Below are 12,777 nucleotides of genomic sequence, written 5' to 3'. Positions count from 1 at the left end.
GTCCCCCGCTGCCGACGTCGCCGCCATGACCCCCTCGCGCGTTTCGCCGCCGTTCGTGCTGGTCTCCCTGTGGGTCGCCGCGCTGAGCGGCGTGCCGTCGCCGGGCTCGGCGGCGGACGACGATGCGGCGCGCGGTCGCGCGCTGTTCGAGCGGCACTGCGCGCTGTGCCACGCGGCCGGCGCCACGCCGGGCGGCGCGGTCGGCCCCGATCTCGGCGGCGTCGTCGGTCGCGCCGCGGCGAGCGCGCCGGGCTACGCCTACACGCGGGCGCTGAGGAACGCGCAGCTGCGCTGGGATGCGGCGACGCTGTCGCGCTTTCTCGCCGCGCCGACGCAGCAGGTGCCGGGCACGGCGATGACGGTCGCGGTGCCCGACGCCGCGCAGCGCGAGGCGCTGATCGCCTTCCTGGCGACGACGCGTGCGCCCGGCGCGGCGCCCGCCGCCGCCGCCGCGCCGGCGCGCGAGCGCAGCGGCGACGGGCGCGAGGACGCGCCGGGCAAGACGCATCGCGTCGATCTCGCCGCGCTGCCGGCGCCGTATGCGACGCCGTCGTCGCGCAATCGCGCCAGCATCGCCGCGCGTCCGGACGGCGCGCTGCCGGCGGTGCCGGACGGCTTCGCGGTCAGCGCCTGGGCCGAGGAACTGGCGGCGCCGCGCCGCATTCGCGTCGCGCCGAACGGCGACGTGTTCGTCGCCGAGACCGCCGCCGGCCGCGTGCGCGTGCTGCGCGCCGCCGACGGCGCGGCGCGCGCCGAAACGAGCGCGGTCTACGCCGAAGGACTCGACCGGCCGTTCGGCCTCGCCTTCTATCCGCCGGGCGGCGAGCCGCAGTGGCTCTACGTCGCCACCCATAATGCCGTCGTGCGTTACGCCTACCGCAGCGGCGAGCTGGCCGCGCGCGGGCGGCCGCAGACGATCGTCGACCGCCTCAGCGACAGCAGCGGCGGCCACAGCACGCGCGATCTCGAATTCTCGGCCGACGGCAGCCGCCTGTTCGTCTCGATCGGCTCCGGCTCGAACGTCGCCGAGGGCGAAACGGCGCTGAGCGGCGCGGCGCTGCGCGACTGGGAGCGCGCGCATGGACTCGGCGCCGCCTGGGGCAGCGAGGCCGGCCGCGCGACGGTGAGGGTCACCGATGCGCTCGGCCGCGGCGGGCTGCGTCCGTACGCGAACGGCCTGCGCAACTGCGTCGGTCTGGCCCTGCAGCCGGCGACCGGCCTGCCGTGGTGCGCGGTCAACGAGCGCGACGGCCTCGGCGACGATCTGGTGCCCGACTACGTGACCAGCGTGCGCGAAGGCGCGTTCTACGGCTGGCCCTGGTACTACCTCGGCGCGCACGAGGACCCGCGCCATGCCGGCGTGCGCCCGGACCTGAAGGATCAGGTGACGGTGCCCGACGTGCCGCTGCAGGCGCACTCGGCGGCGCTCGGCCTGGTTTTCTACGAGGCGACGTCCGGTGCTGCGCGCTTTCCGGCGGCGTTTCGCGGCGATGCCTTCGTCGCGCTGCACGGCTCGTGGAACCGCAGCCTGCGCACCGGTTACAAGCTGGTGCGCGTGCCGATCCGCGACGGCCGGCCGGCCGGCGGCTACGAGGATTTCATGACCGGCTTCGTCACGGCCGACGACGGCGTCTGGGGCCGCCCGGTCGGCGTCGCCGTCGCGCGCGACGGCGCGCTGCTGGTCAGCGACGACGCCGGCGGCCGCATCTGGCGCATCGCGCCGCAGCGCTGACGCGCGTGCGGCGCCTGCTGCGCTGCGGCTTCGCCCGAGGCGCAGGCCGCGGCGTGCTCCGCCGTGCGGCGGCACCGCTATGATGCGCGCGTCCCTTCGCACCGCCTGCACCTTTCATGATCAGACTCGGCATCGTCGGCGTCGGCAAGATCGCGCGCGACCAGCACCTGCCGGCGATCGCCGCGACGCCGGCGTTCCGGCTGCTCGCGGCGGCGAGCCGCAACGCCAGCGTCGACGGCATCGCCCATTACCGCGACATTGACGCACTGCTCGCCGGCGGCGAGGGTGTCGAGGCGGTCGCCCTGTGCACGCCGCCGCAGGGCCGCCATGCGCAGGCGCGCGCCGCGCTGCTCGCCGGTCGCCACGTGTTTCTCGAAAAGCCGCCGGGCGCCACGCTCAGCGAGGTCGAGGATCTGGCGGCGCTGGCGCGCGCGCAGCGGCGCACGCTGTTCGCGAGCTGGCATTCGCGCTACGCGCCGGCGGTCGAGCCGGCCCGCGCCTGGCTGCAGGGCCGCGCGATCCACCGCGTGCGCGTCGACTGGCGCGAGGACGTGCGCGTCTGGCATCCGGGCCAGGACTGGATCTTCGCGCCCGGCGGGCTCGGCGTGTTCGATCCGGGCATCAACGCGCTGTCGATCGTCACGCGCATCCTGCCGCGCGCCTTCTTCCTGACCGGCGCGACGCTCGACTTTCCGCTCAACCGCCAGGCGCCGATCGCCGCCGAGCTGGCCTTCATCGACGGCGAGGACACCGTCATTCGCGCCTCGTTCGATTTCCTGCAGAGCGGAGCGCAGACCTGGGACATCGTCGTCGAGACCGACGGCGGCGCGCTGCGCGTCGGTCGCGGCGGCAGCGAGCTGGAGATCGACGGCGTCGCCCGGGCGCTGCCGGCGGAGGCCGAGTACCGCGGCCTGTACGCGCGCTTCGCCGAGCTGATCGCCGCCGGCGAAAGCGATGTCGATCTCGCGCCGCTGCGGCACGTCGCCGACGCCTTCCTGCGCGGCGAGCGCCGCAGCGTCGAAGCGTTCGAGTTCGCGGCGCAGAACTAGGGGGCTGTCCGCCGCCGCCTGGCGCTCAGTCGCCGAAGTCCGAGCCGACGCCGATCACGTCGTCGGCATACAGGTTGATGCGGGCGATGATGTCGTAGCGGTCCTGCTCGCTCAGCGGCAGGCGCGACAGCGTTTCGAACAGATGATCGACGAAATGTTGGAAGTGCTCGCGGCTGATGTGCATGCCCTGGTGCGCGTGGGCGATGACGCGGCCCTTGTAGTCTTCCGGGCCGCCAAGCGCCGCCGAGAAGAACGCGTACTGCATGCGCCGCAGGCGTTCGAGCGGCACGCCCTTGAAGTACGGCGCCAGCAGCGGATCGGCGAGCACGCGCCGGTAGAACGCGTCGATCAGTGCGACCACCGCCGCATGCCCGCCGAGCGCCGCGTAAAGGTTCCTTTCCGCAGGCATCTCGGTCTTGTTGCTCGGCATCAGGGGTCTCCGGCAGGGGCAATGGCGGCAATTCAACATGCGCCGCGGCCGCCGTGCTCACCTTGATCCACGTCATGGCATCGACGGCATCCTGTGATCGCCGCGCCGGTGCAATACTGCGCGCCCTGCTTCCGCTCCCGGTTTTCCGTGCTCGACGCCCCGTCCCCGACGATCCTCGCGCCGCTGCTGGCGGCGCTGTGCGTGAGCGGCGCCGCGCTCGGCCTGCCGGTGCCGACGATGCCGGCGCTGATCTATGCCGGCAGCGTCGCCGTCGGCCGCGCCGACGCGGCGGCGCTGCTGGCCGCGACCTTCGCCGCCGCCGTCGCCGGCGGTTTCGCCGGCGATGCGGCCTGGTATCTGGCCGGACGCCGCTATGGCTTTCGCGTGCTGCGCGTGCTGTGCCGCCTGTCGCTGTCGCGCGACACCTGCGTGCGCCGCACCGAAACCTTCTTCGCGCGGCGCGGCGTGCGCATCCTGCTGGTCGCCCGCTTCCTGCCGGGGCTGGCGGTCGTCTCGGTGCCGATGACCGGCCTGTCGCGCGTGCCGTTCCGTCGCTTCGCCGTGCACGATCTCGCCGGCGTGTCGCTGTGGGTCGGCGGCGGGCTCGCGCTCGGCGCGCTGCTCGCCGGCCAGGTCGACGCGCTGCTGGCCTGGCTGCAGAACGCCGGCCTCGGCCTCGGCGGCGTGGTGCTGCTGGTGCTCGCCGTCTTCATCGCGCAGCGCGTCTGGCGGCGCCAGCGCCTACTGCGCGCGCTGCGCGCCAGCCGCATCTCGGTCGACGAGCTGCACGCGCTGATGGCCGCCGAAGCGCCGCCGCTGCTGATCGACGTGCGCTCGGCGCCGAACCGCGAACAGGACCCCTGGCGCATTCCCGGCGCCAGCACGCCGGAGCCGGACGTGCTCGAACTGGCGCTCGCCGATCTGCCGCGCGATCGCACCGTGGTCCTCTACTGCGCGTGCCCGAACGAGATTTCCGCAGCGCAGATGGCGCAGCGCATGCGCGCGCTCGGCTTCAGCGACGTGCGGCCGCTGCTCGGCGGCCTCGACGCCTGGCGCGCGTCCGGCCGCGATCTGCTGCCGCTCGCCGCACTCGACGACGCCCCCGCCGCGGCGTTCGACGCGCCGCCGCCGGCCGCGCAACGCGCCGAAGCCTGAATACGCGGCCGTCCGCGGCGCGCCGCCACGGGCCTGTCACGCCGTTCCGCTAGCTTGCGCGCACCGGCGCTGGCGCCGGCGCAGACGGCAAAACGAACGGGGGCGGGGACATGCAGTGTGGCGAACAGCGGCGCCTGGCGGGCGCGTGGCGGGCGTGGTCGTGCCTGATGCTGGCGGCGGCGGGTCTGGCGGCCTGCGGCGACGCCTCGGTCGCCGGCAGCGGCAGCGGCAGCGGCAGCGACGAGACGGCGGCCGCGCAGCGCGAGTTCGATCGCCTGCACGCGCTCGAAGCCGGCTGCTGCCGGGCCGCCGACGGCGCGCAGTCATGAGGCGCGTCGTGCGGATGCTCGCGGCGCTGCTGCTGGCGGGCGGCGCGGCGCCGGCGCTGGCCGCCGGCATGACCACGCACGCGCTGATGGCCGATCTCGGCCGCCAGGCCCTCGCGGACGGCGCGCTGAAGTCGCTGCTGGCGCAGCAGCGCGGCGCGCTGCTCGCCGGCGCCATCAACCCGGACGGCGGCTATGCGACCGGCGCGCTGTTCGACGGCGACCGCGAAATGGCCGAGCGCGCGCACTGGGAGGATTTCAACGACGCCTTCATCGCGCACCTGCGCGCGCTCGGCTGCGACGCGCAGGCGCGCGCGGCGCTCGCCGCCTGGCCCGGCAACGGCAGCTCGGCGCTGGCGGCGGTTTCGGCGCGCTGCGCCCGGCTGGTGGCCTTCGCGTTCGGCAACGCCGCGCACGGGCTCGGCGACGAGATCTGGGACAGCCTGTTCGAAACCGTGGTGCGCGAACGCGATCTCGACGCCGCCGCCAAGGTCTCGCCGCTGCACGGTGAGGGCCCGCACTGCTCGGTGTTCGACGCGGTGCGCGATCCGCAGGCGCTGAAGGCCGCGCTCGGACGCGGCGACGACGCGGCAACGGCCAAGGCGCTCGATCTGGCCGCGGCGCTCAGCATCGAGCTGGCCATGGACATGGTGGCGATCGTCGACCAGCACCTCTGGGACGACGACGTGCCGCTGCTGGTGTTTCCGCCGGTCGACGATCTGGTCGCCGCGCACGCGCTGAACCGTCCGGAACTCGGCATCGGCGCGGCGCAGGTGCAGCGCGGCTTCATGATCGCCAAGGCCGGCCTGGCGCTGGAGCGCGCCGCGGCGCTGCCGCTGGCGCCGCTGGTGCGCAGCGCGATGCCGTGGGCGAGCGCGAACTACTACATGAACTCCGGCGGTGTGGTCGACACCGCGCAGGCGATCGCCGCGCTCTACGAGCATCTGTGGGCGAAGCTGCTCGGCGAGCCGCTGCCGATCGCCGTCGCCGGCGTGCATCCGCGCAACGGCGAGGCCGGCGTGCCGTACCGGGCCGGCGCGGCCGAGGGCTACATCCGCGCCTTCACGGCGCAGTCGGCGCCCGAATCCGCCGTCGAGCGCGCCGGCGTGATCTGCCTGTTCGACGAGGACGGCCGCCGCGTCGAGGGCCAGACGATCTCCGGGATCTACGATCCGGACTGGGGCCACGTCATCAACTTCACGCCGGCCGCCGATCTGGCGCCGGATCACCGCTACACGGTGGTGGTGACCGACCGGCTCGTCGACCAGCTCGGCCAAGTGCCGCGCTCGGCCTACGCGTGGAGCTTCCGCACCGCGGCGGCGACGGCGACGACGCCCGTCGCGCGCCGGCGCTGAGGCGCTACAGCAGCACGTAGTCGCGCGCCGCACGCGGCGGCGGCAGCGCACCTTCGCCGAGCATCTCGCGCAGCGTCGCCTCGATCGAGTCGCTCATCGCCGCCAGCGGCAGATCGTTCTGCTCGACGCCGAACGGGTCCTGGATCTCCTCGGCCAGCGCTTCGAGGCCGAAGAAGGTGTAGGCGATGAAGACGACGATCAGCGGCGTCACCGCGCCGATCGCGTCGACCAGCGCGAACGGCAGCAGGAAGCTGTAGAGATAGATCGTGCGGTGCAGCAGCAGCGAGTACGCGAACGGGATCGGCGTGCCGGCGATGCGCTCGCAGCCGCCGAGCACGTCGCTGAGCCGCGACAGCGTCTGTTCGAGCGCCGGCAGCAGCACCGGCTCCAGCGCGCCTTCGCGGCGCAGCGCGCGCAGCGATTCACCGAGCCGCAGCAGCAGCAGCGCCGGCACGAAGCGCGCGCCGCCGAGCGCCGCCGCCGCGTCGGCCGGCAGCAGGCGCGCGAGGTCGGCGTCCGCGCGGCTGCCGCGCAACTGGTGGCGCAGCGCGTGCACGAACGCGATCAGCGCGTAGACGATCTCGCGCTGCCGTTCCGGTGCGGCGTCGGCGACGGTCAGCACCTGCCGCGCCAGCGAGCGGCTGTCGTTGAGCAGTCCGCCCCAGAGCTTGCGCGCCTCCCAGTAGCGCTCGTAGCTGACCGTGTTGCGGAAGCCCAGGAAGATCGCCAGCGTGATGCCGAGCAGCGTGAACGGCACCGCCGTCAGCGCCAGCTTGTGCCCGAACACGGCGCCGTCGGCGAGCGTCACGACGGCGGCGACCGCGGCGATCAGCGCGAGCTGCGGCAGGATGTGCGGGATCACCGAGCCGCGCCAGACGAACAGCATGCGCAGCCAGTGGGAACGCGGGCGGACGATCATCGGAGAGGGGCAGGGGACGGCGGGGCGGCGGCCATTGTACGGGCGGCGGCGTGCGCCCGGCCCGGCGCGCGCCGCCGCCGCGGCGGTCTCCGCTGAACGGGTGAGGCCGACTCACCAAAACCCCGGCACGCTGTCGTTCCAGCAAACCCGAAACCGCGGCCGGCCGTCGTTGCCGCCGTGGTGAGCACAGCCCAGGAGCGAGCATGTCGGAAGCCGCATCGGACGTCCTTGTCGAGCGCCGTGGCGCCGTCACGTGGATCACGATCAACCGCGAGGCGCGCCGCAACGCGCTCAACGAGCAGGTCGTGCGCACGATCGACCAGGCGATCGCCGCCGCCGTCGGCGACGGCGTGTCGCGCGCGATCGTCATCACCGGCGCCGGCGACAAGGCCTTCTGCGCCGGCGCCGATCTGGCCAAGAACGTGCAGGGCTTCGCGTTCGCGGTCGACTTCGCGCGGCCGAAGCACTACATCGTCGATTTGTTCAAGCGCCTGCAGGAATGCACGCTGCCGGTGATCGCGCGCGTCAACGGCCACGTCATGGCCGGCGGCTTCGGCCTGCTCTGCGCCTGCGACCTGGCGATCGCCGCCGACGACATCCGCATCGGCACCACCGAGCCGAAGATCGGCGTCACGCCGATGATGATCCTGCCGTACATGATGCGCGTGCTGCCGCCGCGCCGGCTGCAGGAGATGTGCATCACCGGCGAACAGTTCACGGCGCAGGACGCGCTCGACTGGGGCGTCGTCAACTACGTGGTGCCGCGCGCCGAGCTCGACGCCAAGCTCGACTGGCTGCTGGCGCGCATCACCGACAAGAGCCCGACTGCGCTGCGCCTCGGCAAGCAGGCCTTCAACGCGACGCGCGACATGAGCCTGCGCGAGGCGCTGGAGTACGCGCAGGCGATGGTGCCGGTGATGTCGTCGACGCAGGACGCCAGGGAAGGCATGACCGCGTTCCAGGAAAAGCGTGCGCCCAACTTCACGGGCAACTGAGCGCGCCGTGCGTCCCTTCATCGCGCCGCGACGCCGTGACGGCCGGCCGCATCCGCCGGCCGCGCGCCTCGCGCCGCCCCGCGCCGCCGTGTTCCGCGCGGCGATTGTTCTGCACAGGATCTGAGCCATGAAAGATGTCATCCGCATCGGCTGCGGCGCCGGCTTCTGGGGCGATTCGGCCGAAGGCCCGCGCCAGCTCGTCGAATCCGGCGAGATCGATTACCTGGTGCTCGACTACCTGGCCGAGATCACCATGTCGCTGCTCGCCAAGGCGCGCGCCAAGGACGCGAACCTCGGCTACGCGACCGACTTCCCGGACGTCATCGCGCGCCTTGCGCCGCAGATCAAGGCGCGCGGCATCAAGGTCGTCAGCAACGCCGGCGGCGTCAACCCGCAGGCCTGCCGCGAGCTGCTGCAGCAGAAGCTCAAGGCGCAGGGCATCGAGCTGTCGATCGGCATCGTCGAGGGTGACGATCTGCTGGCGCAGGCGGCGTCGCTCAAGGACGTGCCGGAGATGTTCACCGGCGCTGCGTTCCCGGCCAAGCCGTGGAGCGTCAACGCCTACCTCGGCGCCTTCCCGATCGCCGCCGCGCTCGACGCCGGCGCCGACATCGTCATCACCGGCCGCTGTGTCGATTCGGCGGTCGCGCTCGGGCCGCTGATCCATGAGTTCGGCTGGCGGGCCGACGACTACGACCAGCTGGCGATGGGCAGTCTCGCCGGCCACATCGTCGAGTGCGGCGTGCAGGCGACCGGCGGCATCGTCACCGACTGGGCGACAGTCGCCGACGACTGGGACCGCATGGGTTTTCCGATCGCGATCTGCCATGCCGACGGCCGTTTCGAGGTCAGCAAGCCGGCCGGCACCGGCGGCAAGGTCACGCCGGAGACGGTCGCCGAGCAGATCGTCTACGAAATCGGCGATCCGGCGACCTATCTGCTGCCGGACGTCAGCTGCGACTTCCGCGAGGTGCGGCTGGTGCAGGCCGGCCCGGACCGCGTCGCCGTCAGCGGCGCGCGCGGCCGCGCGCCGACCGACCGTTACAAGGTTTCGGCCACCTATCAGGACGGCTTTCGCGCGACCGGCACGATGATGCTCGGCGGCCCGGGCGCGGTCGACAAGGCGCAGGCGGTCGCGCGTGCGGTGCTCAAGCGCACGCGGCGCCTGTTTGCCGAGCGCGGTCTGGCCGACTACACGCGCACCGACGTCGAGGTGCTCGGCGCCGAGAGCAACTGGGGTGCGCAGGCGCGCGCCCGGGCGACACGCGAGGTAGTGCTCAAGCTCGCCGTGCAGCACGCCGACAAGAACGCGCTGGAGATTTTCTCGCGCGAGTTCATCCCGGCGGCGACGGCGATGGCGCAGAGCATCACCGGCTTCTCCGGCGGTCGTCCGGGCGTGACGCCGCTGGTGCGGCTGTTCTCGTGTCTGGTGCCGAAATCGAGCGTGACGATCCGCGTCGACGTCGACGGCCGCGACGTGCCGTTCACGCCGGCCGCGCCGGCGCCTGACGCCGTGCGGCCCGCGGCGACGCCGGCGCCGGCCGCCGAACTGCCCGCCGGTCCGCGCCGCCAGGTGCCGCTGCTCGCGCTCGCCTACGGGCGCAGCGGCGACAAGGGCAACGCGGCGAACATCGGCGTGCTCGCGCGCCGCGCCGAGTTCGTGCCGCTGCTGCGCGCGCAGCTCACCGCCGAAGCGGTGCGGCGCTACTTCGCGCACTTCGTCGAGGGCGCCGTCGAGCGCTTCGAGCTTCCCGGCCTCAACGGCTTCAACTTCCTGATGCAGGACGCGCTCGGCGGCGGCGGCGTCGCCTCGCTGCGCTACGACCCGCAGGGCAAGATGCTGGCGCAGATCCTGATGGACTTCCCGCTCGAGGTGCCGGAAGCGTTCTTCGAGCAGGGGCTGCTCGCCGCATGAGCCGCGGCGCCGCCAAGCCGCATGCGCCGCGCCTGGCGCGCGAGGATCGCATCGCCGACATCCTCGTCGCCGCGCGCGACGTGTTCTGCGAGAAGGGCTACGAGCAGACCGCGGTGGCCGAGATCGCCACGCGCATCGGCGTCGTCGAGGGCACCGTCTACAAATACTTCGCGACCAAGCGCGAGCTGCTGCTGAAGGTGCTCGAACACTGGTACGAGGAGATGTTCGGCGACTACGCGCGCGACCTCATCGCCGTGAAGGGCGCGCGCGCGCGGCTGCGCCTGCTGGTCTGGCGCCATCTGCGCTCGATCCGCGATTACCCGCTGCTGTGCCGGCTGATGTTCCGCGAGATCCACGGCGAGGCCGACTATCACGGCTCCGGTCTGCATGCGCTGAACCGCCAGTACACGCAGTTCCTCGTCGACGTGATCGACGAAGGCCGCGCCGCCGGCGAACTGCGCAGCGACGTGCCGACCGCGCTGCTGCGCGATCTGATCTACGGCGCCGCCGAGCACCACACCTGGGCGTTCATCCATCGCAGCGCGGCGGCCAACGGCCGTGCCGGCGGCGGGCGCGACACGCTCGACATCGACACGCTCGCCGACCAGATCACCTCGATCGTCTGCGACGGCATCGCGCGGCCCGACGCCACGCTCGAAGACGGCATGCAGCGTCTGAGCCGCATCGCCGCCCGTCTCGAATCGACCCTCGATTCCCGTGCCAAGGGCACGCCCCGCAACCGGAGCCGCGCATGACCGCGCCCCTCACTGAAACGCCCGTCACGCAAACGCCCGCACCCGACGTCCGCCGCTGGCCCTTCGATACCGTGCTGGTCGCCAATCGCGGCGAGATCGCGGTGCGCGTGCTGCGCACCGTGCAGAAACTCGGCCTGAAGGGCGCCGTCGTCTACCACGCCGCCGATCGCGGTACGGCCGCGGTGAAGATGGCCGACGTTGCCATCGAAATCACTGGCGCCACGCCGGTCGCCAGCTATCTCGACGGTGCGCAGATCATTGCCGCGGCGCAGCGCTGCGGCGCCGGCGCGATCCATCCCGGTTACGGCTTCCTGTCCGAGAACAAGGGCTTCTGCCAGGCGGTCGAGGCGGCGGGCCTGCGCTTCATCGGCCCGACGCCGGAACAGATCGACCTGATGGGCGACAAGGTGCGGGCGCGCAACTTCGTCGAGAAGGCCGGCTTCCCGGTCGCGCCGAGCGCGATCGAGGACGACGATCCGGCGACGTTCGTCGAACGCGCGCGCGCAGTCGGCGCGCCGCTGCTGATCAAGCCGAGCGCCGGCGGCGGCGGCAAGGGCATGCGCATCGTTCGCGACCTGGCGCTGCTCGAACAGGAAATCGAGCGCGGCCGCTCGGAAGGCCAGCGCTACTTCGGCGACGGCCGCCTCTACGTCGAGCGCTACATCGAGAATCCGCGCCACATCGAAGTGCAGGTGCTCGGCGACGGCCAGGGCGGCGTCGTGCATGTCTTCGAGCGCGAGTGCTCGGTGCAGCGCCGCTTCCAGAAGATCGTCGAGGAGACACCGTCTCCGGCGCTCGACGCCGCGCTGCGCGACAAGATCTGCGAAACCGCGGCCGGCATCGCGCGCTCGATCGGCTACCGCAACGCCGGCACCGTCGAGTTCATCTTCGGTCAGGGCGGGGACCCAGGCGCCGGAAACGGCGCCGGCGCAGGCTATTTCTATTTTTTGGAGATGAACACGCGCCTGCAGGTCGAGCATCCGGTGACCGAAGAAATCACCGGCATCGATCTGGTCCAGGAGCAGCTGCGCGTCGCCGCCGGCGAGACGCTCGGCTATGGCCAGGCCGACGTGAAGTCGCGCGGCCATTCGATCGAGTTCCGCATCTACGCCGAGGACGCCGCGCGCGGCTACACGCCGACCACCGGCCCGGTGCTGGTGCTGCATCCGCCACAGGGCGAGGGCGTGCGCTGGGACAGCGGCATCCTGCAGGGCGGCGAAGTGACCTCGGCTTTCGATCCGATGATCGCCAAGCTGATCGTCCGCGGCGTGGATCGCAACGACGCTATCGCGCGCGCCGACCGCGCGCTGAAGGAAACGGTGCTGCTCGGTTGCAAGACCAACACCGCCTTCCTGCGCCGCCTGATCGCGCATCCGGCCTTCGTCGCCGGCGACGTGCATACCGGCTTTCTCGACGCCAATCCGCAGATCGCCGCCGAGCCGGAGCTGCCCGCCGAAACCCTGCAGGCCCTGCTCGCTGCCGCGGCGCTGTCGACACGACCGATGCGCGACGTCGCCGACGCGGTGCCGGATCTGCATGCGGCGATCGGCGCGTGGCGGAACTGATGCGACGAGCGCGCGCCACGCCTGCTACGCAGGCGCCCTCTCTCCCAGCCTCTCTCCCGTATGAAACCCGGGACCTAGTCCCGCAAGCGGGAAGGGGTGAAGCAACCATTCCCTCTCCCGCAAAGCGGGAGAGGGGCAGGGAGAGGGCCGCGCCGCAGGCGCGGAAGGCAAAGCGCGTCGCGCTCGGCAGGGCCAAAGCACTGCGTCGCGACCAGACCGACGCTGAGCTGCGCCTCTGGTATCGCCTGCGCGCTGGCCGCTTCCTGGGTTTGAAGTTCAAGCGCCAGCATCCGATCGGTCCCTACATCGCCGACTTCGTTTGTCTGGAGCACGGCCTGATCGTTGAAGCCGATGGCGGCCAGCACGGCGACACAGGACACGACGCGACGCGCGACGCGTTCTTGGCGTGTCGTGGTTTCCGCGGACTCCGCTTCTGGAACGACGACATTCTGCAGAACACCGACGCGGTACTCGAAAGCATCCGCCTCGCCGCCGGCGAGGCGCCCTCTCCCCCAACCCTTCTCCCGTATGAAACCCGGGACCTCGTCCCGCAGGCGGGAGAGGGGAACAGGAGCTAACGC

General features: G+C 72.4%; 12 protein-coding genes. 10 read left to right on the top strand and 2 right to left on the bottom strand.

The features are described from left to right. Window positions 1-25 precede the first annotated feature (25 nt). Window positions 26-1,732 (top strand): PQQ-dependent sugar dehydrogenase, encoded by a 1,707-nt coding sequence (locus tag K343_RS0105440; RefSeq protein WP_028007183.1) that lies wholly within the window; start codon window positions 26-28, stop codon window positions 1,730-1,732. Between the two features lie 116 nt (window positions 1,733-1,848). Then, window positions 1,849-2,781, top strand: coding sequence for a Gfo/Idh/MocA family protein (locus tag K343_RS0105435; RefSeq protein WP_028007182.1), 933 nt, complete (start codon window positions 1,849-1,851; stop codon window positions 2,779-2,781). Between the two features lie 25 nt (window positions 2,782-2,806). On the opposite strand, the gene K343_RS21105 is transcribed toward K343_RS0105435, so the two are convergent. Next, window positions 2,807-3,211, bottom strand: coding sequence for a group I truncated hemoglobin (locus K343_RS21105; RefSeq protein ID WP_051277983.1), 405 nt, complete (start codon window positions 3,209-3,211; stop codon window positions 2,807-2,809). A 147-nt stretch (window positions 3,212-3,358) separates the two neighbouring features. On the opposite strand from K343_RS21105, the gene K343_RS0105425 reads away from it, so the two are divergent. The 3 genes from K343_RS0105425 (at window position 3,359) to K343_RS0105415 (ending at window position 6,047) form a co-directional block, all read left to right on the top strand. Continuing rightward, a complete protein-coding gene (locus tag K343_RS0105425) occupies window positions 3,359-4,366 on the top strand; it encodes a DedA family protein/thiosulfate sulfurtransferase GlpE (protein ID WP_154662454.1) in 1,008 nt (335 codons plus the stop codon). Window positions 4,367-4,476: 110 nt separating this feature from the next. After that, window positions 4,477-4,695: a hypothetical protein gene (locus tag K343_RS24345; RefSeq protein WP_154662453.1), complete on the top strand. Its 219-nt coding sequence runs from the start codon at window positions 4,477-4,479 to the stop codon at window positions 4,693-4,695. Next, window positions 4,692-6,047 (top strand): Ig-like domain-containing domain, encoded by a 1,356-nt coding sequence (locus tag K343_RS0105415; RefSeq protein ID WP_154662452.1) that lies wholly within the window; start codon window positions 4,692-4,694, stop codon window positions 6,045-6,047. The genes K343_RS24345 and K343_RS0105415 overlap by 4 nt, the downstream gene beginning before the upstream one ends. 4 nt (window positions 6,048-6,051) lie before the next feature. Here K343_RS0105415 and K343_RS0105410 read toward each other — a convergent pair whose 3' ends face one another. Continuing rightward, on the bottom strand, window positions 6,052-6,966 hold the full coding sequence (locus tag K343_RS0105410; RefSeq protein WP_028007179.1) for a bestrophin family protein: 915 nt from the start codon (window positions 6,964-6,966) through the stop codon (window positions 6,052-6,054). A 203-nt stretch (window positions 6,967-7,169) separates the two neighbouring features. On the opposite strand from K343_RS0105410, the gene K343_RS0105405 reads away from it, so the two are divergent. The 5 genes from K343_RS0105405 to K343_RS24895 all read left to right on the top strand — a co-directional run bounded on the left by K343_RS0105405 (window position 7,170) and on the right by K343_RS24895 (window position 12,774). Next, window positions 7,170-7,961, top strand: coding sequence for an enoyl-CoA hydratase-related protein (locus tag K343_RS0105405; RefSeq protein ID WP_028007178.1), 792 nt, complete (start codon window positions 7,170-7,172; stop codon window positions 7,959-7,961). Window positions 7,962-8,088: 127 nt separating this feature from the next. Next, entirely contained in the window at window positions 8,089-9,876 is a 1,788-nt protein-coding gene (locus K343_RS0105395) for an acyclic terpene utilization AtuA family protein (RefSeq protein WP_028007177.1), read from the top strand. Next, window positions 9,873-10,631: a TetR/AcrR family transcriptional regulator gene (locus K343_RS21100; RefSeq protein ID WP_051277982.1), complete on the top strand. Its 759-nt coding sequence runs from the start codon at window positions 9,873-9,875 to the stop codon at window positions 10,629-10,631. Before K343_RS0105395 ends, K343_RS21100 begins: the two co-directional genes overlap by 4 nt. Further along, a complete protein-coding gene (locus K343_RS0105385) occupies window positions 10,628-12,196 on the top strand; it encodes an acetyl-CoA carboxylase biotin carboxylase subunit (RefSeq protein ID WP_051277981.1) in 1,569 nt (522 codons plus the stop codon). Before K343_RS21100 ends, K343_RS0105385 begins: the two co-directional genes overlap by 4 nt. Then, a complete protein-coding gene (locus K343_RS24895) occupies window positions 12,196-12,774 on the top strand; it encodes an endonuclease domain-containing protein (protein WP_245585138.1) in 579 nt (192 codons plus the stop codon). Before K343_RS0105385 ends, K343_RS24895 begins: the two co-directional genes overlap by 1 nt. Window positions 12,775-12,777: the final 3 nt, after the last annotated feature.

The organism is Solimonas flava DSM 18980, assembly GCF_000426685.1.
In the GTDB taxonomy this organism is placed as follows: Bacteria; Pseudomonadota; Gammaproteobacteria; order Nevskiales; family Nevskiaceae; genus Solimonas; species Solimonas flava.
This window is presented reverse-complemented; position numbering and strand designations above follow the sequence as displayed.

What these genes read in the sequence shown, in the direction of transcription:
- K343_RS0105435 (WP_028007182.1), top strand. Translation starts at nt 1,849, where the DNA reads ATGATCAGACTCGGCATCGTCGGCGTCGGCAAGATCGCGCGCGACCAG.
- K343_RS0105440 (WP_028007183.1), top strand. Translation starts at nt 26, where the DNA reads ATGACCCCCTCGCGCGTTTCGCCGCCGTTCGTGCTGGTCTCCCTGTGG.
- K343_RS0105415 (WP_154662452.1), top strand. Translation starts at nt 4,692, where the DNA reads ATGAGGCGCGTCGTGCGGATGCTCGCGGCGCTGCTGCTGGCGGGCGGC.
- K343_RS24345 (WP_154662453.1), top strand. Translation starts at nt 4,477, where the DNA reads ATGCAGTGTGGCGAACAGCGGCGCCTGGCGGGCGCGTGGCGGGCGTGG.
- K343_RS0105385 (WP_051277981.1), top strand. Translation starts at nt 10,628, where the DNA reads ATGACCGCGCCCCTCACTGAAACGCCCGTCACGCAAACGCCCGCACCC.
- K343_RS21105 (WP_051277983.1), bottom strand. Translation starts at nt 3,211, where the DNA reads ATGCCGAGCAACAAGACCGAGATGCCTGCGGAAAGGAACCTTTACGCG.
- K343_RS0105410 (WP_028007179.1), bottom strand. Translation starts at nt 6,966, where the DNA reads ATGATCGTCCGCCCGCGTTCCCACTGGCTGCGCATGCTGTTCGTCTGG.
- K343_RS24895 (WP_245585138.1), top strand. Translation starts at nt 12,196, where the DNA reads ATGCGACGAGCGCGCGCCACGCCTGCTACGCAGGCGCCCTCTCTCCCA.
- K343_RS21100 (WP_051277982.1), top strand. Translation starts at nt 9,873, where the DNA reads ATGAGCCGCGGCGCCGCCAAGCCGCATGCGCCGCGCCTGGCGCGCGAG.
- K343_RS0105405 (WP_028007178.1), top strand. Translation starts at nt 7,170, where the DNA reads ATGTCGGAAGCCGCATCGGACGTCCTTGTCGAGCGCCGTGGCGCCGTC.
- K343_RS0105395 (WP_028007177.1), top strand. Translation starts at nt 8,089, where the DNA reads ATGAAAGATGTCATCCGCATCGGCTGCGGCGCCGGCTTCTGGGGCGAT.